16 protein-coding genes and 2 pseudogenes are annotated in these 24,681 nt (G+C 40.4%); 6 read left to right on the top strand and 12 right to left on the bottom strand.

Going from position 1 to position 24,681, the window contains the following annotated elements:
- Positions 1 to 52: 52 nt before the first annotated feature.
- The 5 genes and pseudogenes from leuA to E0H80_RS03175 form a co-directional block, all read right to left on the bottom strand.
- Positions 53 to 1,750, bottom strand: coding sequence for a 2-isopropylmalate synthase (gene leuA / locus E0H80_RS03195; protein ID WP_131363088.1), 1,698 nt, complete (start codon positions 1,748 to 1,750; stop codon positions 53 to 55).
- Positions 1,751 to 2,018: 268 nt separating this feature from the next.
- A pseudogene (locus E0H80_RS03190) lies at positions 2,019 to 2,204 on the bottom strand (alpha-hydroxy-acid oxidizing protein); the annotation flags it as partial.
- A gap of 359 nt (positions 2,205 to 2,563) precedes the next feature.
- The gene (locus E0H80_RS03185) at positions 2,564 to 3,103 is read right to left on the bottom strand and encodes a hypothetical protein (protein WP_131363086.1); all 540 of its coding nucleotides are present in this window, start codon (positions 3,101 to 3,103) and stop codon (positions 2,564 to 2,566) included.
- A gap of 510 nt (positions 3,104 to 3,613) precedes the next feature.
- On the bottom strand, positions 3,614 to 4,297 hold the full coding sequence (locus E0H80_RS03180; protein WP_131363084.1) for a Fe2+-dependent dioxygenase: 684 nt from the start codon (positions 4,295 to 4,297) through the stop codon (positions 3,614 to 3,616).
- 107 nt (positions 4,298 to 4,404) lie between these two features.
- The gene (locus tag E0H80_RS03175) at positions 4,405 to 6,693 is read right to left on the bottom strand and encodes a TonB-dependent receptor (RefSeq protein WP_131363082.1); all 2,289 of its coding nucleotides are present in this window, start codon (positions 6,691 to 6,693) and stop codon (positions 4,405 to 4,407) included.
- Positions 6,694 to 7,664: 971 nt separating this feature from the next.
- Here E0H80_RS03175 and tig point away from each other — a divergent pair.
- The 4 genes from tig to E0H80_RS03155 all read left to right on the top strand — a co-directional run bounded on the left by tig (position 7,665) and on the right by E0H80_RS03155 (position 12,052).
- Entirely contained in the window at positions 7,665 to 8,999 is a 1,335-nt protein-coding gene (tig, locus tag E0H80_RS03170) for a trigger factor (RefSeq protein WP_131363080.1), read from the top strand.
- 192 nt (positions 9,000 to 9,191) lie between these two features.
- A complete protein-coding gene (gene clpP / locus E0H80_RS03165; protein WP_067866498.1) occupies positions 9,192 to 9,797 on the top strand; it encodes an ATP-dependent Clp endopeptidase proteolytic subunit ClpP in 606 nt (201 codons plus the stop codon).
- A gap of 27 nt (positions 9,798 to 9,824) precedes the next feature.
- Complete coding sequence (clpX, locus tag E0H80_RS03160) at positions 9,825 to 11,135, top strand: ATP-dependent protease ATP-binding subunit ClpX (RefSeq protein ID WP_131363078.1); 1,311 nt, start codon at positions 9,825 to 9,827, stop codon at positions 11,133 to 11,135.
- A 203-nt stretch (positions 11,136 to 11,338) separates the two neighbouring features.
- On the top strand, positions 11,339 to 12,052 hold the full coding sequence (locus tag E0H80_RS03155) for a DUF2846 domain-containing protein (RefSeq protein WP_131363076.1): 714 nt from the start codon (positions 11,339 to 11,341) through the stop codon (positions 12,050 to 12,052).
- A gap of 107 nt (positions 12,053 to 12,159) precedes the next feature.
- Here the strand turns inward: E0H80_RS03155 and E0H80_RS03150 are convergent, their stop codons facing one another.
- Complete coding sequence (locus tag E0H80_RS03150) at positions 12,160 to 13,686, bottom strand: fumarate hydratase (protein WP_067866504.1); 1,527 nt, start codon at positions 13,684 to 13,686, stop codon at positions 12,160 to 12,162.
- Between the two features lie 564 nt (positions 13,687 to 14,250).
- Here E0H80_RS03150 and E0H80_RS03145 point away from each other — a divergent pair.
- Positions 14,251 to 14,866 (top strand): annotated as a pseudogene (locus E0H80_RS03145) (class I SAM-dependent methyltransferase).
- 486 nt (positions 14,867 to 15,352) lie between these two features.
- On the opposite strand, the gene pta reads toward E0H80_RS03145, so the two are convergent.
- The 4 genes from pta to E0H80_RS03125 all read right to left on the bottom strand — a co-directional run bounded on the left by pta (position 15,353) and on the right by E0H80_RS03125 (position 20,873).
- Positions 15,353 to 17,494, bottom strand: a complete 2,142-nt coding sequence (pta, locus tag E0H80_RS03140; RefSeq protein WP_131363074.1) for a phosphate acetyltransferase — start codon at positions 17,492 to 17,494, stop codon at positions 15,353 to 15,355.
- 56 nt (positions 17,495 to 17,550) lie between these two features.
- Positions 17,551 to 18,771, bottom strand: coding sequence for an acetate/propionate family kinase (locus E0H80_RS03135; protein WP_131363072.1), 1,221 nt, complete (start codon positions 18,769 to 18,771; stop codon positions 17,551 to 17,553).
- Between the two features lie 311 nt (positions 18,772 to 19,082).
- Positions 19,083 to 19,484, bottom strand: a complete 402-nt coding sequence (locus tag E0H80_RS03130) for a hypothetical protein (RefSeq protein WP_131363070.1) — start codon at positions 19,482 to 19,484, stop codon at positions 19,083 to 19,085.
- Positions 19,485 to 19,607: 123 nt separating this feature from the next.
- Entirely contained in the window at positions 19,608 to 20,873 is a 1,266-nt protein-coding gene (locus tag E0H80_RS03125; RefSeq protein WP_131363068.1) for a glutamate-5-semialdehyde dehydrogenase, read from the bottom strand.
- A 295-nt stretch (positions 20,874 to 21,168) separates the two neighbouring features.
- Here E0H80_RS03125 and E0H80_RS03120 point away from each other — a divergent pair, with 295 nt between their 5' ends.
- Positions 21,169 to 22,500 (top strand): alpha/beta fold hydrolase, encoded by a 1,332-nt coding sequence (locus tag E0H80_RS03120; RefSeq protein WP_131363066.1) that lies wholly within the window; start codon positions 21,169 to 21,171, stop codon positions 22,498 to 22,500.
- Positions 22,501 to 22,528: 28 nt separating this feature from the next.
- Here the strand turns inward: E0H80_RS03120 and E0H80_RS03115 are convergent, their stop codons facing one another.
- Both E0H80_RS03115 and nagZ read right to left on the bottom strand, forming a co-directional pair.
- Positions 22,529 to 23,389 carry a class I SAM-dependent methyltransferase gene (locus E0H80_RS03115; protein ID WP_131363064.1) on the bottom strand — a complete coding sequence of 287 codons (861 nt, stop codon included), beginning with the start codon at positions 23,387 to 23,389 and terminating at the stop codon, positions 22,529 to 22,531.
- A 183-nt stretch (positions 23,390 to 23,572) separates the two neighbouring features.
- Entirely contained in the window at positions 23,573 to 24,595 is a 1,023-nt protein-coding gene (gene nagZ / locus E0H80_RS03110) for a beta-N-acetylhexosaminidase (protein WP_131363061.1), read from the bottom strand.
- Positions 24,596 to 24,681: the final 86 nt, after the last annotated feature.

The raw sequence follows: 24,681 nt of genomic DNA, 5'->3' as shown, positions 1-24,681 counted from the left end.
CTTGAGGGTATCCTTCTAAAGTCATTTTAGTGCTAAATATTATTGCTAATATTTATACGGTAGCCACAGCAGCCTGTTCTGTGCTGAGTACACCTTGCTCGATTAAACGGTTGGTGCAGGCAATGATCGCTTCGATTGAGGCAGTCACAATATTGTCATGAACACCTGCACCGAATGCGGATTTACCGGTACCTTTCACTTGAAGCTCAATTAAAGCCAAGGCTTTGGCATGCGCACCCGAGCCAATGCTGCGTTCTTCATAGTTCAACACGTCAATTGGCAATTGTAATGCATTCAAGATGGCAGAAATTGGACCGTTACCTTCACCACGTAATTGCTGGGTTTCACCATTAATGTCGATATCTAGCTCAATGACTTGATTGCCATTTTCATCAGATAATTTGTAGTTTTTGGTAGAATAATGGCCATCTTTAGTTGCAACATAATTCTGTTTGAACAAAGCCCAAATATCTTGTGCTGAAACTTCTTTAGCTTGCTCATCCGTCACTTGCTGAACCGCTTGCGAGAATTCAATTTGTAAACGGCGCGGCAACACCACATTGTAATTTGATTCTAACAAGTAAGAAATACCGCCTTTACCTGACTGTGAATTGACACGAATCACCGCATCATAATCACGACCTAAATCTTTAGGGTCAATTGGCAAGTAAGGCATATCCCACATTTCTTGGGTTTTCTGGAATTCGAAACCTTTCTTGATGGCATCTTGATGCGAACCCGAGAATGCAGTAAATACCAAGTCGCCCGCATACGGATGACGCGGATGCACTGGTAAACCGGTACATTCTTCAACGGTCGCAATGATTTCGTTGATGTTGGAGAAGTCTAAGTTTGGTGCAACACCCTGGGTATACATGTTCAAGGCAATCGCTGCCACATCGACGTTACCGGTACGTTCACCATTTCCAAATACACAACCTTCGACACGGTCAGCACCGGCCATAATCGCCAATTCTGAAGCGGCAATACCACAACCCCGGTCATTGTGACAGTGAACCGAAATGATTACGCCATCACGACGTTGAATGTTGCGGTGCATCCATTCAATTTGGTCGGCATACACATTCGGACCTGAAACTTCTACTGTCGCAGGTAAGTTTAAGATGACTTTATTGGTCGGCGATGCTTCCCAGATTTCAGTCACCGCATCACAAACATCTTTTGCCACTTCTAATTCAGTTGCTGTGAAGCATTCTGGACTGTATTGGAATACAAATTCAGTATTTGGATATTGCGCTGCATATTCTTTAACTTTGGTCGCTGCATTTACTGCCAATTTTTTGGCACCGGCAACATCGACATTCAACACTTTTTCACGGAAAGTCGGGGAGTTTGAGTTGTAGATATGCACGATCGCACGTTTTGCGCCGATTAAAGATTCAAAAGTACGTTGAATCAAGTGATCACGGGCCTGAACCAAAACTTCGATGTAAACGTCATCTGGAATATGATTTTCTTCAATCAATTTACGGGTGAAGTCAAAGTCAATTTGCGATGCAGAAGGGAAGCCAATTTCAATATGCTTAAAGCCAATTTTTACCAACATCTGGAACATTTTAAATTTCTGTTCCATATCCATTGGTTCGAAAATCGCTTGGTTACCGTCACGAAGGTCGGTGCTCATCCAAATGGGCGCTTTATTGATTTCATTATTTGGCCATTGACGGTCTGGCAAGTCTACACGTTGATACATGCGACGGTATTTTTTACTTGGATCAGCCAACATCATGAGGTAACTCCTTGTGTAGCATGCATTGCTTAAGTCGTGGATAACGGCAACGTACTACGAATATAGATTGTGTCTATTCTAGCAATTTACAAGTCTGTCACTGGAAGACATTAGTCGAAAGTTGTAATAAAACCAATGCATTCTGATGATTTAGCTTTAGCGCAGATCTTGCAAATCTATAACTAAATATTAATCCACTTATTCCGAAAATAATTTTCTATTTTTGCGTTTACAGCAGATTTATAGAAAATATTTTCCATTAATTTGATTAATTGTGAAAAATATAATCGCAAGGGATCTGGTTTAATGTCACAGTTCCCGCTAAAGCCATGCTACTCTCAAATTCTTCCTTTAAAATTTTAATTACATACGCGACGCCTAAAGCACCTGCTACGGCTAAACCAGAAATATAAGGTCGAGCAATACAGACCGCTGTTGCAGCTAAAGCAGAAGCAGATACGCTGCTATAAGATATGGGTTTATATAGACCACCGAGTTTTCAGCTAAGCAGGGTGTCATGTGCTGAAAGCATGGTTGGTATAGCGGTAATCGCAAGTGTGGTTGCATCCGTATTTACAGTTAGTGCATCGTAATAATCAATACGTACCCCCCATTTAACTGGAAGCGTTCACCGAATTTAAGCGTATCAAACAAATAAGCAGCAGCAGTATCCGTTTCACCGTTGGTGTAGCCACCGTTATAAATAAACCGGTTAATATCTGATTTCGATCAGGATGATATAAATTTGTCGGGGGGTGATCGCGGTTTGCCTGGATATTTGGGGAACCATGGTTTTGTTATATTACTGTTCTTTTAAAACGCTATACCTGCAACCACATCATGTTCTATGGCGCCGGTTTTTAAAGTTAAATTTAAAGTCGTCTGGTTGGCGAGATTTTTATTTTCCTGATCCACCCCTTGGCGAGAACAGTTTACGATCCAGTCATTCGGATTGCTTGAACCCTTAGTACTCAGGCTATTAATCCCGGTTAATACCCGTTGCATATGGGTTTTGCCTAAACGGGTCATATTGGTCGGTTTTACATTTTCCGCCAACACACTTTCAATCTTTGCCGTCAACATATCCGCATCAATATCTGCATGATCATCGAGATGGCTATAATAATTTTCACGCTTGACGTTAGGGGCTGAAGTTAAAGCTGCATCGGTATTGTAAAAACCTTCCATGCCGACAGTGGGAATACCGCCATCTGGAATATTACGTTGACGGACATGTTGCGAATAGAGATACAGGCGTGTAGGGCTATCTAAGCCAAAGGCCATTAAAGAGACAATGGCCCAGCTATTATTTTCAATATAATCGCGACCTTCCACACCGCCGTCTTGTCCCATTGCATTTAAGCGAAAAGCACTGCCCTTATTAATTACCTAGTTAATGTCGGCAGTCAGACGTGCATGCTTAGCGGTCTTATAAGTTGCAGAGACTTCTCGACTATTTTCTGTCTGAGGATGTTTTGTGGCGAGATTTATATAACCTGATGCCGATCCACGACTTGCTTCTGCACCAGAAGGACCTTTGACGGCTTCAATGCCATTTTAACGTGGGTAAAATAACAGCAAAAGTGGAAACATTATTATGGCTTGTAATAATTAATGCGAATTCTAATGATAATTATTATTAATAGTGAGAATTGCTTAATTATGATGAGGTTGGATGGAAATAGGACTTAATTTAGACTTATTTATTAGCTAAGCTATTAATTTTTAAGTAGAAATAAGATACTAGTAAAGTTGAATTGGACTCAAAAATAAAATTATTAAAAATCCAATACTTATCATTTAAGGGTGAGGCTGTCTGATATTAAGTTGCAGCAGCCTTTTTCTTTTTTGCATTATTCAACCTTAAAGTTCAGCCCATTTACGCATTAAATTATGATAAAGATTGGTCAGTTTGATCACTTCATCATGTTGATCGCCCAGCTGTATGCGTAAGTTTTGAATAGATTGATCTAAATTAAACAACATATGACGTTCTGCTTCATCACGAATCATGCTTTGCAGCCAAAAAAATGAGGCAATACGGCAACCTGAGGTGACAGCTGTCACTTCATGCAAACTGGTCGATGGGTAGAGAATCATGTCGCCGGCCGGCAATTTGACTTCATGGTAGCCATAAGTGTCTTCAATGACTAAATCGCCCCCTTCATATTCCTCTGGCTCGCTTAAAAAAACCGTACAGGACAGATCAGTTCTTAAGCGCTCATTGGTTCCTCGGATTCGACGAATTGAATTGTCGACATGAAAACCAAAGGCTTCATTATTTTCATAACGGTTAAACAGCGGAGGAATAATGTCTAAAGGAATGGCGGCAGACAAAAATAAAGCATGCTGTCCTAATGACTCTAAAATAATGGTACTTAAATGGTGGGTTAGCGGAAGATCTTCAGGCAGTTGTTGGTTTTGTTTGACTGTGGCCGAAAGCGTACCCGCAGTGACTTTACCATTGACCCATTCAATTTTACTCATTTCTTCACGGAAATATTGAACTTGTTCTTTAGTCAGTACGTTAGGAATATGATGGATCACGGCAATACACCTTTGCAAGAATGAATTCTTTTAGCTATAAAAATAGCCTCATTATTATGAGGCTATTTTAGATTAAATCCATAATTAATTTATGGTTTTAACTGAACTTAGTATTTGAAGTTTAGCGATAATACTGCGCTACGACCTTCTGCTTCAGTTGCATAGTGAGATGCATATGCTTTGGTGAAGTAGCGTTCGTTAGACAGATTGTTTACGTTAAGTTGTAAATCAACATTTTTATTCACGTTATAACGCGCCATGGCATCGTAACGTACGTAACCTGGAACATATTTGGTATTTGCTGCATCACCATAGACTTTGTCCATTGCAATTGCGCCAACACCTAAATTAAGTTGCGGGTGTACTTGGTAAGTTGTCCAAAGTGTTGCAGAGTTTTTCGCCACGTTTTGAACTTGGTTGCCATTTGTTGAGCTTGGTACATATACCGCAGGTTGACCAGTTGCAGCAGTATTTACAAATCCAGCATCAACAATTTCACTGTCTAAATAAGTATAACCCGCCGATACAGCCCATTTATCCGTTATATTGCCGTTCGCACCAAGTTCAATACCATCCACACGAGTTTTACCAACATTACGAGTAAAACCATCAGTATCTAATGCACGTGTATTTTCTTTTTCAGTACGGAAAATAGCTGCGGTTAAATTTAACTTATCATTCAGCACATCCCATTTTGTGCCAATTTCATAAGTTTTAACTTCTTCTGGTTTTAGGTTGTTAATAGCTCTAGATTGTTCATCAGTGGTATTTCGACCAGGAACACTTATACCTTCTGAGCCATCACCTGCATCAACACCAACGGGGTTTGCAGAAGTCGCATAGCTTGCATAAATACTACTATTCTCAGTAGGTTTGAATGTTAAACCAGCTTGATAGTTAAAGAAATCATTGCTTGAGTCATAAGCTGTACCAGCTTTGATTGTTCCAGAATCTTTATTGTACTTAACATCAGTGTCAAATTTATCCCAACGCACACCCAAATCTAATAGCCACTGTGGCGTGATTTCAATATTATTTAGGGCGTAGATAGACTGTGTTTTAGATGTAATATTGGTTACATTTGGATTTGCTGTAATATTTCCTAACCAAGGGTCTTTAGAGTTAGGGTTAAATGCATCTGTACACCAACCATTTGAATTCGCTAAAGTACATGCGTTAGTTGTACCACTACCACCAATTATAGATGTATTTGGATCGGTAACGATGTTGGTACCACGATTAGAATCTTGTTTACTGTATTCAGCGCCCACATTAAAGCTGTGCTTAAGTGAGCCTGTATTAAATTTACCTGCTAAAGATAACTGATCAGTAAAACTATCAGTAGTTGTTAGATTGGTATTAACACGACGCCAAACTTTACCATTTGCAATATTCTTTTGACTATCATCGGGTTGAGTCCAAAGATAGTTATTATCTGATTTACTATATACCGCAGTATTACTCAATGTAATATTTTCAGTTATATCGTGCTCTAATTTAATAGTACCACTTTGATTTTCTTGTTTTTGGAAATCACGATCTAACCAGCCATAGTAAACACCTTGTTTTACATCTAGCGGTTTACCTGTCGCTGTATTATCAGAAGAATTCCAATATGGAACACCTGAATCTGGGGTATCATCAGATTTTAGGTAGTAATAACTTAAAGTTGCACGAGTAGGGGTGTCTAGACCAAAAGTAATGCTCGGTGCAATACCTGCACGTGCATATTCAGCACCATCGGCTTGACCCGCTTTTTCATTGTGGTGTCCTAAAACTGCAACACGAGCTGCAATACCATTACCAAAATCCTTGTTACCATCTAAGGTAATACGCTGGTAATTGTCTGTACCTGCACCAACAGAACCTTCTAAAAAGTCACCTTTTTTAGCAACCTTAGAAATCATGTTGATGCTACCGCCCGTTGTACCCGCACCACCCATTGCAGATGCAGAACCTTTCGTCACTTCAACTTGTTCTACGGCAAACATTTCACGGTTTTGCGAAGTTGAGCTACGCACGCCATCCACATACATTGAACTTTCAGAGTTATAACCACGAATAAATGGACGATCGCCATTTGGGTTCCCACCTTCACCCGCACCCAAAGTAATCCCAGGTACAGTACGCAACGCATCGCTTAAAGTTGTGACTTGAGTATCGGCAATCAGCTGTTTAGAAATGATAGAAACTGATTTAGGCGTATCAAGCAGGGGAGCCACAAACTTGGAATTCGCAGATTTATCTACTTTTAGTGTTTGTTCAGCTTCTGCTTGCATACGGATAGTATCAAGTTGAGCAACTTGATCTTGTGCAATTACATTCCCTGCCATGACTGAAAGTGATGACACAATCGCAGAAGATACGATTTTTTTGCGTGTTTTAATGAAGGCCATTTCTAACTCAAAATGTGTACTGTGAAAATGTATGAGAATAATAATGATTCTTATTTTGTATAACTATTGATTTGAATTGTAGTTTGCGATCATTATATTCTTATTAATCTGTTTACTAAATAAAAAAATACAGCAATATTTAGCTAAGTTTTTGATTTTAATTTTATATCTATAAAAACAGTTAATTTTAGATTATTGATTGTGAATTTTAATCATACTAATATTAAGAACTTTTTAAGCAATTCGGGATGATGAACAGTTAACTTAATGTTACATCGTGTTTATTAGATCGAGTAGATTTCATTCATTTACAAGATTTTGATTTAAATATCAAAGTATGGACTCATTGCAGGTATCTTGAATTCAAGACTCATGCCAAAAGTAGAAATTAAGCTTGGCTTCAAATATATGGTCTTATTTCCAGAAAATTGCTATGCATTGAATAACTAAACAGAAGTATCAGTCATTATGAATCTACCATTCTCATTCGAATTAAGAGGCTATTCAACTTTGTTCTAGAGCTCTTGTAATTAAATTACACAAAGTTCAGCCGTTTTGGCTTTAGATGATAAATATGAAAAGATTTTAGAAAGACCGCATTAGTAAGTTATAAATTTTGCGATGTAATTAAAAAAATGACTTTCAATGAGCAGGATTGTGGCAAGTGGATGCACATTTTTTCTATTGTGAACAGGACGTGATGTAACTCTAATATTGGGATGTATAAATTAAATTAAACAAAGAATCAAAATGAAGCAAACTTTAAAAAAAACTACTATTAAAGCTAAAGCACACACAAAATGAAGGTGTTTAGTCAATGAAATGTGAGGAAATTGAAATAAAAACGGATTTTTATCGGAAGAAAGCTTAAAATTTAATGGTTAAATCATCCTGTTTTGTATATCTTCCAATGTTGTCATATAATATGGCACTTTCAAAATTGCAATTACTATTTCTATATCGAGGAAGCCATGCAAGTAACTTCTGAAGCGGTTTCGGGCGTTGCCCGTCGTTTAAATGTATCTGTACCGACGAGCCGTGTGAACGAGCAATTTGAAGCTCGTTTAAAACGCACTGCTAAAACTGTGAAGATCAACGGCTTCCGTCCAGGTAAAGTGCCTTTGAATGTTGTACGTCGTGAATATGGCGCGGGTATTTATCAAGAAGTTGTGAACGATGTAATTCGTGACACAGTATTCGAAGCAATTCAGCAAGAAAAAATCAATGCTGTTGGCATGCCAAACATTGATAAAGTTGAAAATAAAGAAGATGCTCTTGTTTATGAAGCAACTGTAGAAGTTTATCCAGAAGTTGAAGTAAAAGCTTTTGACGCTTTGGAAGTTGAACGTAAAACAACTGAAGTTAACGACAAAGACGTTGACCAAATGATTGAAAATCTTCAGAAACAACGTCAAGGTTGGGCTGAAACCAAAGGCATGGCTAAAAAAGACATGCAAGTAACTTTCGATTTCGAAGGTACTGTTGACGGTGAAAAGTTTGAAGGCGGTAGTGCTGAAGACTTTAAACTTGTTTTAGGTTCTGGTCGCATGATTCCTGGCTTCGAAGACGGTATCGTTGGAATGAAGAAAGGCGAAGAGAAAGTGATTGATGTTACTTTCCCTGAAGACTACCAAGCTGAAAACCTTGCTGGTAAAGCTGCACAGTTCAAAATTACTGTGAAACTGGTTGAAAAACCAAAACTTCCAGAAATTGATGCTGAATTCTTGAAAACCTTTGGTTTAACTGAAGAAGAAGGTGTTGAAAAATTAAAAGCTGACGTTCGCAAAAACATGGATCGTGAAGTGAAGAACGGTCTTCGTAATCAAGTTAAAGCTGCGACTTTTGACGCGCTTGTAGCTGCAAACGAAGTTGAAGTTCCTGAATCTATGTTGGCTCAAGAAATTGACCGTCAACGTCAACAAATGATTCAACAATTCACTCAACAGTTTGGTGCTCAAGGTGCGCAAGCATTTGACAGCAGCATGCTTCCAGATGACTTGTTCAAAGAACAAGCTCAAAAAGCAGTTAAATTGGGTGTGTTGGTGAGCAAAGTATTAGCGGATGCTAAAATTGAAGTTGATCCTGCTCGCGTTGAAGCTTATATCGACGACATGGCTTCTTCTTACGAAGACCCGACTGAAGTGATTGAATACTTCAAAAATGACAAACAGCAACGTGCTCAAATCGAAGCGGTTGTGTTAGAAGATCAAATTGTTGATCACATTTTAGCGTCTGCTAAAGTGACTGATACAGCGGTAAGCTACGAAGAATTGTTGAAAGAGCAACAAGCTCGTCAACAAGGCTAAGTTTAGCTGATCGAAAAAAGGCGCATCATGCGCCTTTTTTTATGCATTGGCTTATACTGAGCGTGGCTTGTATTAATAATGCGTATGCAAAAAATATCTGTTATTTAATTGGGAATATTTTGCAATTTCGACAATTATCCCTCATATTGTGACTATGAGTTGAGTAACAAAAAATTTAGGAATAAATAACGTATGTATGTTCCAACAATTAATAGCGCTTTAGTACCAATGGTCGTAGAACAATCGTCTCGTGGTGAGCGTTCTTTTGATATTTTTTCACGTCTTTTGCGTGAGCGTGTCATCTTTATGAGCGGTGAAGTTGAAGACAACATGGCGAACTTAATTGTTGCGCAGATGTTGTTTTTAGAAGCAGAGAACCCAGATAAAGATATACACCTTTATATTAATTCACCAGGTGGGTCTGTAACTGCCGGTATGGCCATTTATGACACCATGCAGTTTATTAAACCAGACGTAGTAACTTATTGTATGGGTCAAGCGGCATCTATGGGTGCATTCTTGTTGAATGCCGGTGCAAAAGGCAAACGTTATTGCTTGGAAAATGCCCGTGTCATGATTCACCAACCACTCGGTGGTTTCCGTGGTCAAGCATCGGATATTGAAATTCACGCACGTGAAATTCTATTCATCAAAGAACGTTTAAACCGTTTAATGGCAGAGCATAGTGGTCAAGACTATGAAACTGTTGCAAGAGATACTGACCGTGACAACTTTATGACAGCACAAGCTGCTAAAGAATACGGTCTCGTGGATGAAGTGTTAAGTAAACGTCCATAATTTTCAGATTTTAATATTGGAGTAAATATGTCCGAACATCCTCAAGGACAAAAGCATTGTTCATTTTGCGGTAAAACGCAGTCTGAAGTCGGGAAACTGATTGCAGGTGAAGACGCTTACATCTGTAATGAGTGTGTGGACGTATGCTTAGATTTAGTCCAGACCAGTCAACAAGTAGAATCGGGTGATTGGGCAACTAAGCCTTTGCCAAAACCACATGAAATTCGTGCTGCATTAGATCAATATGTCATTGGTCAAGATGTTGCCAAAAAAACGCTTTCAGTTGCAGTGTATAACCACTACAAACGTTTAAAAGTCAGCAATTCAGGTCATAAATCTGATGAGGCGGTAGAACTTGCAAAAAGTAATATTTTGCTGGTTGGACCGACAGGTTCAGGTAAAACTTTACTTGCACAAACTCTAGCACGTCTTCTAGATGTTCCATTTGCCATGGCAGATGCAACGACTCTAACCGAAGCAGGTTATGTGGGTGAAGACGTTGAAAACATCGTACAAAAACTTCTTCAAAAAGCGGATTACGATGTAGAGAAAGCGCAAAAAGGGATCATCTATATCGATGAAATCGACAAGATTACCCGCAAGTCTGAAAACCCGTCGATTACCCGTGATGTATCGGGTGAAGGTGTTCAGCAAGCATTATTAAAAATGATCGAAGGTACGGTTGCTTCAATTCCACCCCAAGGTGGTCGTAAGCATCCGCAACAAGAGTTCATTCAGATTGATACTTCGAATATCTTGTTTATTTGTGGCGGTGCATTTTCAGGTTTAGAGAAAATTGTACAACAACGTCAAGAAAAAGGCGGAATTGGTTTCACCGCAGATGTGAAGAAAAAAGACGAAAGTAAAAAATTGTCCGATTTATTCCGTCAAGTGGAAGCAAATGACTTGGTGAAATTTGGTTTGATTCCAGAATTCATTGGTCGTTTACCGGTTATTGCAACTTTGGAAGAGTTGGATGAAGAAGCACTTATGCAGATTCTGACCGAGCCAAAAAATGCCTTAACCCGCCAATACCAATATTTATTCGATATGGAAAATGTTGACTTGGTGTTTGAAGATTCTGCATTGCGTGCTATTGCGAAAAAAGCCTTAGAGCGTAATACAGGGGCACGTGGTCTGCGTTCAATCCTGGAAAATTCTTTACTTGAAACTATGTATGATTTACCAAGCCGTACCGATGTTGGTACCGTGATTGTAAATGATGCGGTGATTAGTGGTGAAGGAAAGCCAGAGTTAAAGGCAGAGCGTCAACCTAAAACAGAGACTGAAGCTGCGCCTAAAGTAGATTTTAAAGTTATAAATTCTAAATCTGCTTAATTCGCTATTCGTCTGAAACGTGCGGAAAACTGGTGTTTTCGCACGTTTTTTATTTCCAAAAATAAAACTCAATGTTAATCTCAATCACTAGGCGTGAATGCCTAAATAAAATCAACGAAGAAAATTAATGTCGCGATCAATATAGCGAAAAATTAAATGTTTAATTGAGTACAAAAATAAAAAATACGCGGTGAGGGAAAATCATGCGTGGAGTCTGTATTGCGGTCTGTGCAAGTATTATTTTAATGGGTTGTCATGGCAAGTCTGCTGTTGAACATGCTCAAGTAACATCAACCTTAAAACCTGTGGATTTTAACAGCGAACCTAGCTTTATTGAGCAGCACCGTCTGGGTATGTTTAGCATTGGGGCTTGGGTCAATCAAAAATTAGGACAGCGCTTTCAGCCTGTACAAGCACAAAATGATCAAGCTGCTATTGTGTATATGTACCGCCCTGACAGTAAATGGAATCGTCAAGAAATTGTGGCATCCAGTCTTTTTGTTAACAGTGAGCGTATTCCGAGTCTATTGAATAATCACTATTACTGGATGGAATTGCCCGCAGGAACCTATCGTTTATCGAGCAGTCGTCCGCTAGGTGCACAGCATTTTCAAAAGCCTAAATATTTAGATTTTACCGTAGAATCGGGGCAGTCTTATTTTATTAAATATGATGAAGAAAATTTAAGTACCCGTCGTGAGGTTTCTGGACCATTGATGATTGTGTCTGAAAAAACAGGCTTAAATGAAATCGCATTTACCCAGTTAAAGTCGGAAAGTTATAATTTTGTGGCCCAAGATTCAAATACAGGTAAGGTACGTAAAAAAGCTCAGAAGCTAAAAGCTGGGAAATATGATCCTGTGGAAGATGTACAGCTGACTGCACCCTTTAAGATGTGGGATCCACGAACGTGGTAAATACACATTTCTGGATTTGAAATTCAACATGCATTGTGGGTTGAGTAAAAAATATTTTTAGAGGAATAAAAAAAGCACCCGAATGGGTGCTTTTTTTGCTTGGAAAATTAAACCGCAGCAGCATCAACTACTGGGATTTTACCAATTTTCGCTTGCCAGATTTTTGGTGCAGTTGCGTGAATAGAAGTACCATTCACATCTACTGCTACAGATACAGGCATATCTTCCACTACAAATTTGTAGATAGCTTCCATACCCAAGTCAGCAAATGCAACAACGTCAGCTTGACGAACAGCTTTAGATACTAGGTAGGCAGCGCCACCGACGGCCATCAAGTAAGTTGCTTTGTTATCCTTAATTGCTTCAATAGCAGTAGGGCCACGATCCGCTTTACCAATCATACCGAACAAACCAGTATGTTCTAAAACTTGACGTGTGAATTTGTCCATACGTGTAGCGGTTGTAGGACCAGCAGGACCAACCACTTCATCACCCACCGGATCGACAGGGCCAACGTAGTAAATGAATTTACCTTTAAGATCTACAGGAAGCTCTTCACCGTTATTGATCATGTCAACCATACGTTTGTGCGCAGCATCACGACCGGTATAGATTGTACCGTTAAGAAGTAATGTGTCACCTGGTTGCCAAGAGTTCATTTCTTCTTGAGTAATGTTATCTAGGTCAACACGTTTAGAAGTAGAAGAATCCCAAGTTACAGCAGGGTAGTCAGAAAGTTTAGGCGCCTGAATATGAGCTACACCAGAACCGTCTAACTGGAAGTGGGCGTGACGCGTTGCAGCACAGTTCGGAATCATACCGACTGGTTTGCCCGCAGCATGACAAGGGTAATCTTTGATTTTGATATCGAGAACAGTCGTTAAACCGCCAAGACCTTGTGCACCAATACCCAAAGCATTTACTTTTTCGAAGATTTCGATTCGAAGTTCTTCAAGTTGGCTTTGTGGACCACGACGAAGCAACTCGTCCATGTTGATTTCTTCCATCAATGCTTCTTTGGCAAGCATCATGGCTTTTTCAGCAGTACCACCAATACCGATACCGAGCATACCAGGAGGACACCAGCCTGCACCCATGGTTGGAACAGTTTTAAGTACCCAGTCTACGATTGAGTCAGATGGATTTAACATCGCAAGTTTAGATTTGTTTTCTGAACCGCCACCCTTAGCAGCCACAGTAATATCGACTTTGTCACCCGGTACGAGTTTGTAATGGATCACAGCAGGTGTGTTGTCTTTGGTGTTCTTACGACCAAAAGCAGGATCCGCTAAAACTGATGCGCGAAGAATGTTCGAGTTTTCAAGATAACCCTGACGTACCCCTTCGTTAATCGCGTCATCCAAGCTCATGCTTAAATCAAATTTAACGTCTAAACCAACTTCAAGAAATACGTTAACAATCCCAGTATCCTGGCAGATCGGGCGATGGCCTTCTGCACACATACGAGAGTTAATTAAGATTTGTGCAATAGCATCTTTTGCGGCTTTGTTCTCTTCACGATCATAAGCACGGCTCATCGCTTGGATGAAGTCTTGTGGATGATAGTAAGAAATGAACTGAAGCGCATCTTTTACTGATGTGATCAAGTCATCTTGCTTGATAATAGTTGTCATATCAAATATCTCTTGAGCGGGCTGTTAGCTAGCGGGCTAAATTATAAGATAAAAAGCAAGTTCTGTGGGTGTTTTGACTGCTTTTTGGCCAAAAGTTTAATGGCAAATTTCAGCTCCAGTTCACTGTCATTTTTGTCAGGGTGTCTGTCATAAATTTGAAAAAAGGCTGTCATATTTGAGGCTAAATAGAGTATTTAAAATATTTATTAAAATATTATGAGGTTGTTTTTATATTAAGTATTTGAAAATTATAAACTAATATAGTGATTTCAAGTTGTGTAAAATATGACAGTACTGTCATAAAGTTGTCATAAAACTTTTACATAATAAGTGCATTAAATCTAGAGTGTAAGACGCATATGATTACTGCAGTGGTTTCAGTTGTTGGTTTCTCTTTATATATCGCAGCGACATGGATTTACGGTCAAAAAGAAGATCAGGCTTAAGCTCTATCTTCTTTTTTTTGCTTTAATTTTTTCATTCTAATAACTTCCTATAAATTCAAATCTTCAAATGTCGATCTAAATCTGCGTATACTATTTTAATAGTATGAAAACTTCGCTGATGAAAGATCACTCCGAATATGCACAAAATATAATTGAAATCTATAAAAAACATGCCCGTGCATGGACAGAATTGCGTGGTCAATTGCTTTATGAGAAAGCATGGCTCGATCATTTTCTTTCACTCCTTCCAAAGCATTCAACCATCCTTGATTTAGGCTGTGGTTCAGCGAAACCTATTGCCGCCTATTTAATTGCACAAGGTCATTCCGTAGAGGGTGTGGATAGTTCTGAGGGCATGATTGAAATGGCACAACAAAATTTTCCTGAACAGAGCTGGATTCAGGCAGACATGCGTCAGATAAATTTAGGACAAAAGTTTCAAGGCATTTTAGCGTGGGACAGTTTTTTTCATCTTGCTCCAGATAATCAGCTAGCGATGTTTTCAATATTTCAGCAGCATAGCAAGCCCAGCGCTGCATTGATGTTTAGCAGTGGGCCAAGTAAGTCATGGAGAAGCCATTGGAGATATGTTTGGCGATGCTTTGTATCATGCCAGTTTGTCGCTAGAGGAATATACCCAGTTATTGAAGGATCATGATTTTGAAGTCGTGAAAATGGTTGCTGAAGATCAGGACTGTGCCGGGCATACGGTGTGGCTGCTACAAAAAAATTGAGTTCTATCTTTTCTAGCAATAATGGTCAAAGTCATAGCTGAGCTGATCAATTGATGTTTCTAATTCTATATTCAAGATGCTAAATATCAGATCTGTAGATGCCTGATCTTACTGAAAATAATGTTGCCTATAAAAAATGCTAAAAGCATTCATGCTGATCAATAAGAAAGTCTATTATCTGTAGTGCTTGTTCTTTTTCAAAATAAAACTCTTCACCCATCCATAGCAATTAAACACATAATTTCATCATGAGCACTGTCATAGAATTCAGAGAAATTATGATCAATATTCAGGCATAAGCTTGCTGTCTCAACAGGATCAAAGTCCGTGTTTATCCGGGTCCTAATATTTTTAAGCTCTAATTTTAAATTAAGCATGAATACAATGAGTTGTTTTCAATCTTGATGAGTTTAAAATCAGCCTATACATCATAAAAAAACCACCCAATTTTTCAATCAGATGGCTTGGAAAACTAAAATTTAACAGTTATTGAGCAGCTTGTTGCTCTGCTTGAATCGCTGTTAAGGCAATTGTGAACACAATATCATCCACCAAAGCACCACGAGACAAGTCATTCACAGGTTTATTTAAACCTTGCAACATTGGTCCCACACTCACTACATTAGCCGCACGCTGTACGGCTTTGTAGGTGGTGTTACCGGTATTTAAATCCGGGAAAATAAATACATTGGCACGGCCGGCAACCGGCGAACCCGGTGCTTTGGATTGCCCCACACTTTCAACCGATGCTGCATCGTATTGAAGTGGACCATCAATCAGCAAATCAGGACGACGTTCTTTAGCAATGCGTGTTGCTTCAGCCACTTTCTCTACATCTGCACCTGTACCGGAAGTACCGGTTGAGTAAGAAATCATGGCAATACGCGGGTCAATGCCAAAGGCTTTGGCGGAATCGGCAGATTGAATTGCGATTTCAGCTAGTTCTGTGGCATCTGGATCTGGGTTAATTGCACAGTCACCGTAAACGTAGACTTCATCCGGTAACAACATAAAGAACACAGAGGATACCAATGAGTAATCAGGTGCGGTCTTAATCAACTGGAATGCAGGGCGAACTGTATTGGCGGTGGTGTGTACTGCGCCAGAGACCAGTCCATCAACTTGATCAAGGGCAAGCATCATCGTACCGAGTACCACGGTATCTTGTAATTGCTCACGCGCTTGTAATTCGTTAATTTTACCTTTACGCAGCTCCACCATTTTCGACACATAGTTTTCACGAATTAGGTCAGGATCGATAATTTCAAGATCATGCGGCAATTCGATATTACGCGCTTTGGCAATTTCAATCACAACTTCAGGTTTTGCCAATAACACACAGCGTGCGATACCACGCGATTGACAAATGGCAGCCGCTTGAATAGTACGCGGTTCATCACCTTCAGGCAGCACAATACGTTTTTTTGCTATAATGGATTTTTGAACCAACTCATGACGAAAAGCAGACGGCGATAAACGAGGCTTATAAGAACCATTTAGCAGTAGGGCAATCCAGTCTGCATTCAGGTGACTGGATACGAAACGGCTGACTTGCTCTGCGCGTTCAGTATCATCGATTGGAATTTCATTGCTTAAATTTGAAAGTCTTTGTGCCGTTTCAAAGGTACTGAGCGGTGTATGCAGAATCGGTAAACCATTTTTGATAGCAGTCTGGCAGAAAGCTAAAACCGAAGCATTTGGCTCATGGTGTTCAGTTAACACCAAGCCGGCTAGAGGAATGCCGTTGCTGCTAGCGAGGCTACTTGCCAGTAAAACATCAATACGGTCAGAGGCACTAATAATCAGTTCACCGGCTACAAATTTATTCAGTTCATGTTCAATGTTTGAGGCAATTAAACTGCTGTGCAATACACGACGCTTTGATGCTTCACCCTGGTTAATCCATTCAGCTGAAATATGCGAAGCCAGATCCGAAATTCGCGGGACACTTAAGGTGTCGCTGAAGGGCACTAAGCCAATCACTGGAAGCTTTTCGGAACCCAGATGGGGATGAGTTTTTTGAATTGCTGTAACAAATTTTTGGGTCTCACCAATCAGGCGTAAACTGGGGTCAAATGTGACCGGCACCTGAGCAGAATCTTCATGCAAGCCCTTGGTGCGCATAAACAAGATGCCCGCCATACGGGTAGAAGAGGCACCGCCAAAATAGCGTAACTGATTTTCGACTTTTTCTGCGCTCAATTCTGGCGTATTAATATCGGCATTGCTGACAATAATGACTTTGGCATCGAGTGCTTGCGCCAAAGTCGCATTCATTTCAGAAGCAAAAGCATCCCGACTGTTCGGTAATAAGCCTTCAACAATAATCAGGTCATGATTCTTGGCGATCTGACGATGCAGACGTACTGCTTCTTCGAGTAGTTCATCACTTTCATCTTGATTAATTTGCTGAATTAATTTGGCATAAGAAATCGGTTCAACTGTTTCACTATTTGATAAATGACGATACAGCGCTGTTGTACCATCTAGTTGTTGATTTTGTTCTTGTGAAAATGGTTTAAGAAAACCGGCTTTTACCCCTTGGCATTCCAAAGCATAGACTAAACCCAGGCTGGCTGAAGTTAACCCTACGCCTTCCCCGGTTGGAACTAATAAAATTGTTTTCATAGCTTGATTCTAAATAAAAAGGATTCAGTGATGAGCATCATAAAATGTGCGATGGCTTAAGCCATCTCCACATCTGCTTCAAACTTTTTTGCAGCGGCTTGACTCACCTCATTCACAACATTTTCGGTTTCTTGTGCAATGCGACCTTCTTCATCGGTAGGAACAACCCAAATTTGAGGACCGGTACCTGCGTCTATACGACCCTCTGTTCCGCGTTTCAAGTTGTCGTTTTGTTCTTTGCTTAAGTTGAAACCGAAGTGCGGCAGGTATGCCAATGTTTTTTCACGGATATAGGCAGAGTTTTCACCGATACCACCGGTAAAGAACAGACCATCGATACGCGGCAAGCCACAGCTTAAGGCTGCAAGAGATTTAGCGAGGCGGTAGCAGAATACTTCAATGGCAATCGCGGCATCTTCATTGCCCTGTTCAGAGGCTTCAATTAAGGTGCGCATGTCATTGGATAGATTATTCGATAAACCCAATAAACCACTTTGGCTATTTAGCATTTTATCAATTTTATAAATGTCCCAGCCTAGGTTGCTGGCCAAGAAGCTATGAATACTTGGGTCAACATCACCACTACGGGTTCCCATCACGATACCTTCAAGCGGAGTTAGACCCATAGAGGTATCAACACTTTCACCATTCCAAATTGCACACGTCGAGCTACCGTTACCGAGGTGAGCAGTTAACCAGCCGCCTTGTTTGAAGCTGCCTGCCAGTTCTGAACCGCGTTCCGATACATAGGCATGGCTTGTGCCGTGGAAACCGTAACGGCGGACATTGTGCTCGGTATATAAGAATTTTGGCAAGGCATAACGGAAAGCATGTTCCGGCATGGTTTGGTGAAAAGCTGTATCAAATACAGCGACTTGCGGCAAGTCGGGAAAAAGACGTTTGGTTGCTTCAATACCGACTAAATGTGCAGGGTTGTGGAGCGGGGCAAGTGGCGTTGCTTCACGAATTTTTTCAATAATATCATCAGTCAATAATTCAGCTTTGGTGAGCGTGCCACCATGCACAATACGATGACCGATTGCATCGGGTTTATAATTGGCTAGACGTTCTAAACCTACTTCTAACGCTTCTTTGTGATCAGCATTCGGAATACGAATATCCACAGGTTCATTGCCTACGGTCACGCCTTTGATGCGCGCTTCAGGCGTACCCAAGTTTTCAGCCAAACCATAGATGCGGAATTCTTTATCTTCAAGCAAAAGTGCAAACTTAATTGATGAAGATCCGCAATTGATGACGAGTACTGATTTAGGCATGACGTATTCCTTAACTGAAAATTATCGTACTTGAATTGTTGTATTACCCCTGATCGGTAACCTTTATTTTACTAGGCATCATCCGATCTATTTAATAGTTGTACCATGTTGGTTTTTATAGCCACAAGCTAGACTTTAGCAGATTAGACTTAAGCACTATCGACCGATAAGACAATAATAATTAAAATTTGTCAGTTGATAGATTTCATTTATTAATGAAATAGTACTTAATTATAAGATATCTGCTTGGCTTTACTCTAATCTAGCATGCATGGTCAATTGTGAGCAGGGGGTAAGCGTTGTTTTAATATTTACTTTTGATACTTTATTTCTGACCAACGTACAATCACATAGGCAATCAGCGCCACCATAAAAAATACCAGCATCATCCAGGCCAAGCCCTGTAATGTTTCAATAATCGTTCGATAAATTTCCAGTACCCAGCGTTCCTGTGTGAGCTCAATGACAATTTTTTTATCATTGTCGGTGTAGGTCAGGGGGGTGATGTATTTTTCCATATCGTAAATACGAATGCCGGACGATGTACCGACAACCATGCCGGCAAATTTGGTGTATTTTGCCCAGGCTTCATGAATGGGATCGTTAATGATTCGCGCCAGAATCTGATTAATAGAATGAGAGAAAATTTTCATTACCGCAAATGAAACCAGTAATGCCAATACAAATGTACTGATCATTAAATAATAAAACATCACATTTTCCCTTTTATGATTATTTTTATCATCTTATAAAATTTAGCTTAAAAATAATGTAGTTGCTGTGTTCAGCCTCATTATTGAAGCTGAACATAGCACTGATTTTATTAAGGGTTGTACTTATTGGCGAATTTGGCCATCCCCAAACACCACCCATTTTTGTGAAGTCAGACCTTCAAGACCCACAGGACCGCGGGCGTGAATCTTGTCGGTTGAAATACCGATTTCTGCACCTAGGCCATATTCAAAGCCATCGGCAAAACGGGTAGAGGCATTGATCATCACCGAGCTTGAATCAACGCGAGCCAAGAACTGGCGAGCAAGACTGTAGTTTTCAGTAATGATGGCATCGGTATGGTGTGAACTATATTTGTTGATATGATCAATCGCCTCCTCAATACCGCTGACCACTTTAACCGCCAAAATTGGACCTAAATATTCGGTGTACCAATCTTCTTCGCTGGCAGGTTTTACAGTTGAACCTAGAATGCGCTGCGTTTCGCGGCAGCCCCGCAGTTCAACCTGTTTTTCTGCATAGAGTTCAGCAATGCTTGGTAAGAAGTCTTCAGCGACTTTCTCATCGACCAACAGGGTTTCCATGGCATTACAGACGCCATAACGATGGGTCTTGGCATTCAGCGCGATCGGTAAGGCTTTTTGCAAATCGGCTTGTGCTTCAACAAAGACATGGCAATTACCATCTAAATGCTTGATCACCGGAATACGTGCTTCATTGCTCACCCGTTCAATCAGCCCTTTGCCGCCACGTGGAACAATCACATCCACATATTCAGACATGGTAATCAGATGACCGACCGCTGCACGATCAGCTGTATTGATCACTTGCACTGAAGTTTCAGGTAAACCTGAAGTTTTTAATCCATGTTGAATCGCTTCGGCAATGGCTTTATTGGATTGCAGTGCTTCAGAACCGCCACGTAAAATAATGGCATTGCCTGACTTGAGCGCAAGTGCTGCTGCTTCAAGGGTAACATTCGGGCGCGATTCGTAAATCATGCCGACAACACCTAAAGGTACACGCATTTTACCGAGTTGAATTCCGGAAGGGCGGAAGGCTAAATCGGTGATTTCCCCAATAGGGTCGACCAGACTCATGACATCTTTTAAGCCGTGCAGCATGCCTTTAAAGCGTGTGGGGGTGAGTTCTAAGCGATCAAGTAATGCACTGTCCAAATTGTTGTTACGACCTTGGGTCATATCCAGTTGGTTCGCAGCTAAAATCGCAGCTTCACTGTCTTGTAAAGCAGTGTAAATTGCAGATAAAGCATTGTTTTTTATTTGGGTAGAAGCGCTTGCTAACACGCGAGAAGCTTGGCGTGCTTGTTGTCCTACCGTTTGCATATATTGTTCAATTGAATCTTGCATAGCGGTTGATCACTTAGAAATTACACTTCGATAGTAACAGTCTAGAACAAGACAATGAAGCATCTATCTGGAAAAAAGCGCTGAAAATTTTAAAGCACTTAATATTTTGAAATCCTTTTGTTTGTAAATTTAGATGAGTGGTCATGGAATAAGTTGCGTGTCAAATGATCCTCTGTATAGAATAAAAAATAGTGACATTGATGTCTGATAATTAAAGCAAATGAATGGATGCAGTGCAGAAATTCAATATTTATTTTCTTGAAAAATAAAAATAAGGCAAGATGGAGGAAGGGATATGAATTCCATGATCCAAATGGACTCGGAAGTACAAGAATCAAACACGAGTTTTGGCTTTTTTGATCTTTACCATAGAAACAGTTTTAAACAACCTGCACGTACAACGTGGATCAAGGGCTGGAAAATTGAATATATGGCGATTACTCAACCTGAAACGATTCACAACACTCCAATCGTCATTGTTGGCGGGGCATTTCAAAATTTTAACTCTTATAAATATTGTGTTGAACAATTGCTGAGTGCAGGTCCGATTATCCTCATTGACTTACCTTCTATGGGTGCCAATCAGCAAATTACCAATCGTGATACAGGAGTTTCCGCAGGAACTTTGGAATTACCGGATTTGGCATGTATGCTCGGTGAATGGCTGGATATAGAAAATTTGTCCAAAGTTTCAGTCATGGGGATGTCTTTAGGTTCAGTAGTGGCTTCAGGCTTGGCACATCAACGCCCTGAATTGATTGACCGGATGATTCTGATGGGCGTGATGCAAAAAACCCGTAAAAGCTGGCGTATGCTGCTGGAAGAGTCTTTGCATTTAATGAAAGAACAGCGCATGGATGAGTTTGGTCAAGCGGTGATTTTGTATTTGGTCAATCATGCCAAAATGGATAAAACCCGCATGTCACCGACTGCAAAACGTTTGTTCTTTAAACAGATGGCTGAATTTACTGCAACCGAGCAAGATCGCTATGAAATTAACTGTAGTCGTTTATTGCGTTTAACCGATGTCCCTATTCCGCAATGTAAAGTACTAGTCGCATGTGGGCAATATGACAGTTTTACCTTGCCGCATGAAAATGCAAATTTTGCCTTGCAATGTCCCGATATGGAATTTGCAATGATTGCCAATGCAGATCATGTACCGCAATTACAGCGCCGTAAGGAAACCATGAGTTTGTTTGCAACTTTTTTACAGGGTCAATCGATTGATCAGGTGGAAGGGATTATTGCGATGACACGGGCGCAGTTGTTGACTTTGGAACGTCGCGGTGAAGAGCGGATTGCGGTACAAAGCCCAATGACTGTATTGACTCATCGTCATTCAGCATTGCAATTGCCTACTCATATTATTGATCTAAACTTCTTTGGGGTTTTACTTGAGTTTGCTGAAGGCTTAACTAAAAAAGCTGAACAATATCCGCGTGATTTGGCTTTGCATTTGGAAGATGATGAAGGCCAGTTTAAAATCGAATGTTTAATATTTTCAGTAGACTCAACACAAATCCGTGCCCTATTTAAACATGGCAGTTTTGAGGTGGCAGAACGTTTATTGCGTTATGTGCAACGACAAAAAGAAGCGATGCTGGTACTGGAATCAGTCAGTTAAGCGCTTCCTTGCCAAAATGAAAACAGCGTTATTCAACGCTGTTTTTTTTGCTCGCATGGATCATCCAAACCAAATCCCCCAAGTGTTCATCGCTAGGTAATTGGTGGTTTTTCTGATTCTGAAAATACTGCTGAGGTTGAACAACTGTGGTCTGTTCAAAACCGGCTTGCTGGAAAAAATCTTGCGCTTGTTGAGGGTTGATGAAATGGAAACTAAATGCGCTACGCGACATCCATTTCAGTAACTTGCTGCTGGCCCAAATAAAATTGGCTAATTTATTTTTCACTGGTTCCGGGTAAACATCGGTCAGGTAATGCAGTTCTTTGAAGTCCTGACCATAATGGGTAATTGCTTGCAGCAATTGCAATAACATGTCTTTGTTAAAGTAGTTAATTAGTCCTTCACTAATCACCACCAATGGGCGAGTTGGGTCAAATACCTGAAATGCCTGTGCAAAATCTGTCGTGAATAAATCAACTGATAAAACCTCAGGGCTATTCACATCAATTTGTTTCAAGGCTTGAGTTTTGACTTTTGCCATAGCGGGTAAATCGAGTTCACGATAATTAATGTTGGGATACTTTTGTCGAAAGTTCCAACCGCGTGGTGATAAGCCACTGGCGATTTCAAGGACCTGTAAATCTGGATGTTGCTCAATTAATTGCGTGAGATGCTGATCAATCATACGGTGACGCTGTTTCAGCGTGGTACGCATACTGCCACCGACAAATTTTTCAGCCCAACTTTCTAAAGGATGTACCAGTTTGGCGAGCATTTTGCCTTTAGAAGTTGCAAAAACGGGATGTGAAATTCCCATGGTGTACCAAATATAGCCGGTATAATGCGCAGTAAATGAAATGTGGCGATGTTCTGAAAGCGGTTGTGTCATGTCATCCTGACCTTTTATGTTTTTGTATTTTTAAATAAAGAAATCATTGTTTGATAGGCTTCTCATATGACTGATTCATATCTTTTAAGAGTGAAGATCAGCAAATATGTACAGCAAGTCTATGACTTTATGTTTGATTATCATAAAGAAAAAGGAACACCTTGTCGTGTTCCTTCTGTCGTATTAATTAAATGAATTTTTAAACTTTTCGATCGTATCGCGAACTTTTTTCCATTCAGTACCTAACTCTAGTGTTTCGCCAACCGTAAGTTGAGGAATTTTTCCACGCATACGCTCTAAACGCTCCTGATTGGGTAAAGGCAAGTCACAAATTCCTTCTAAAGCAGTACACGCTGCAGCGCGGTCGTTACAGACCAAGCCCATGTCGCAGCCGGCTTTGAGTGCAGCCTGAATGCGGGCATCAGCACCACCGGCTACACAGGCAGCTTGCATGGTTAAGTCGTCTGAGAAAAGCACGCCATCAAAGTTCAACTGTTGACGTAAGATGGTTTGAATCCAGTATGGCGAGAAACCGGCAGGGTTAGGGTCGACCTGATCGTAAATCACATGCGCTGGCATGAGCGCATCCAGTTGCGGCATGAGCTGAATAAAGGTCTGCATATCCTTATTGTAGATTTCGTCATAAGAACGTGAATCTACTGGTGCTGCCACATGCGAATCCGCTTTGACTGAACCGTGACCTGGAAAATGTTTACCCGTATTGGCCATGCCCGCACGTTTCATGCCTTTTAAAAAGGCACGTGCCAGCGGGACAATGTCTTGAATATTTTTGGCAAAGCTACGATCACCTATCACATCGCTGACATCATTTAAGTCCAAGACTGGGGCAAAGCTAAAGTCGATACCGACAGCCAGAACTTCAGCTGCCATCAGCCAACCGCATTGCTCAGCCAAATCAACCGCCTGTTCAGGTTCAGTTAAATACAGTTCACCTAAAAGACCCATGGCAGGAAGCAGGCTAAAGCCCTGTTTTAAGCGTTGTACACGCCCGCCTTCCTGATCCACCGCAATTAAAATGTCGGGTCTGATACGACGCATATGATCGGTCAAAGCACGAACTTGTTGGGGGGATTTTATATTTCGAGAAAATAAAATCATGCCACCTACTTGCGGTGTTCGTAATAGTTCAATATCTTCTTGAGTAAGTTCTGTGCCAGCGATGTCTAGCATCAATGCGCCAATCATATCGGTGTCCGTGTTGGAATTTTATAAAGAAAAAACAATACCCGAATTCTGCAATGATTTGCTACATTTTGACAGTACAGAATATG

This window comes from Acinetobacter sp. ANC 4779 (genome assembly GCF_004331055.1).
Classification (GTDB): domain Bacteria; phylum Pseudomonadota; class Gammaproteobacteria; order Pseudomonadales; family Moraxellaceae; genus Acinetobacter.
Note: the sequence above shows the minus strand (reverse complement) of the source record. Positions and strands in the feature narration are given on the sequence as shown.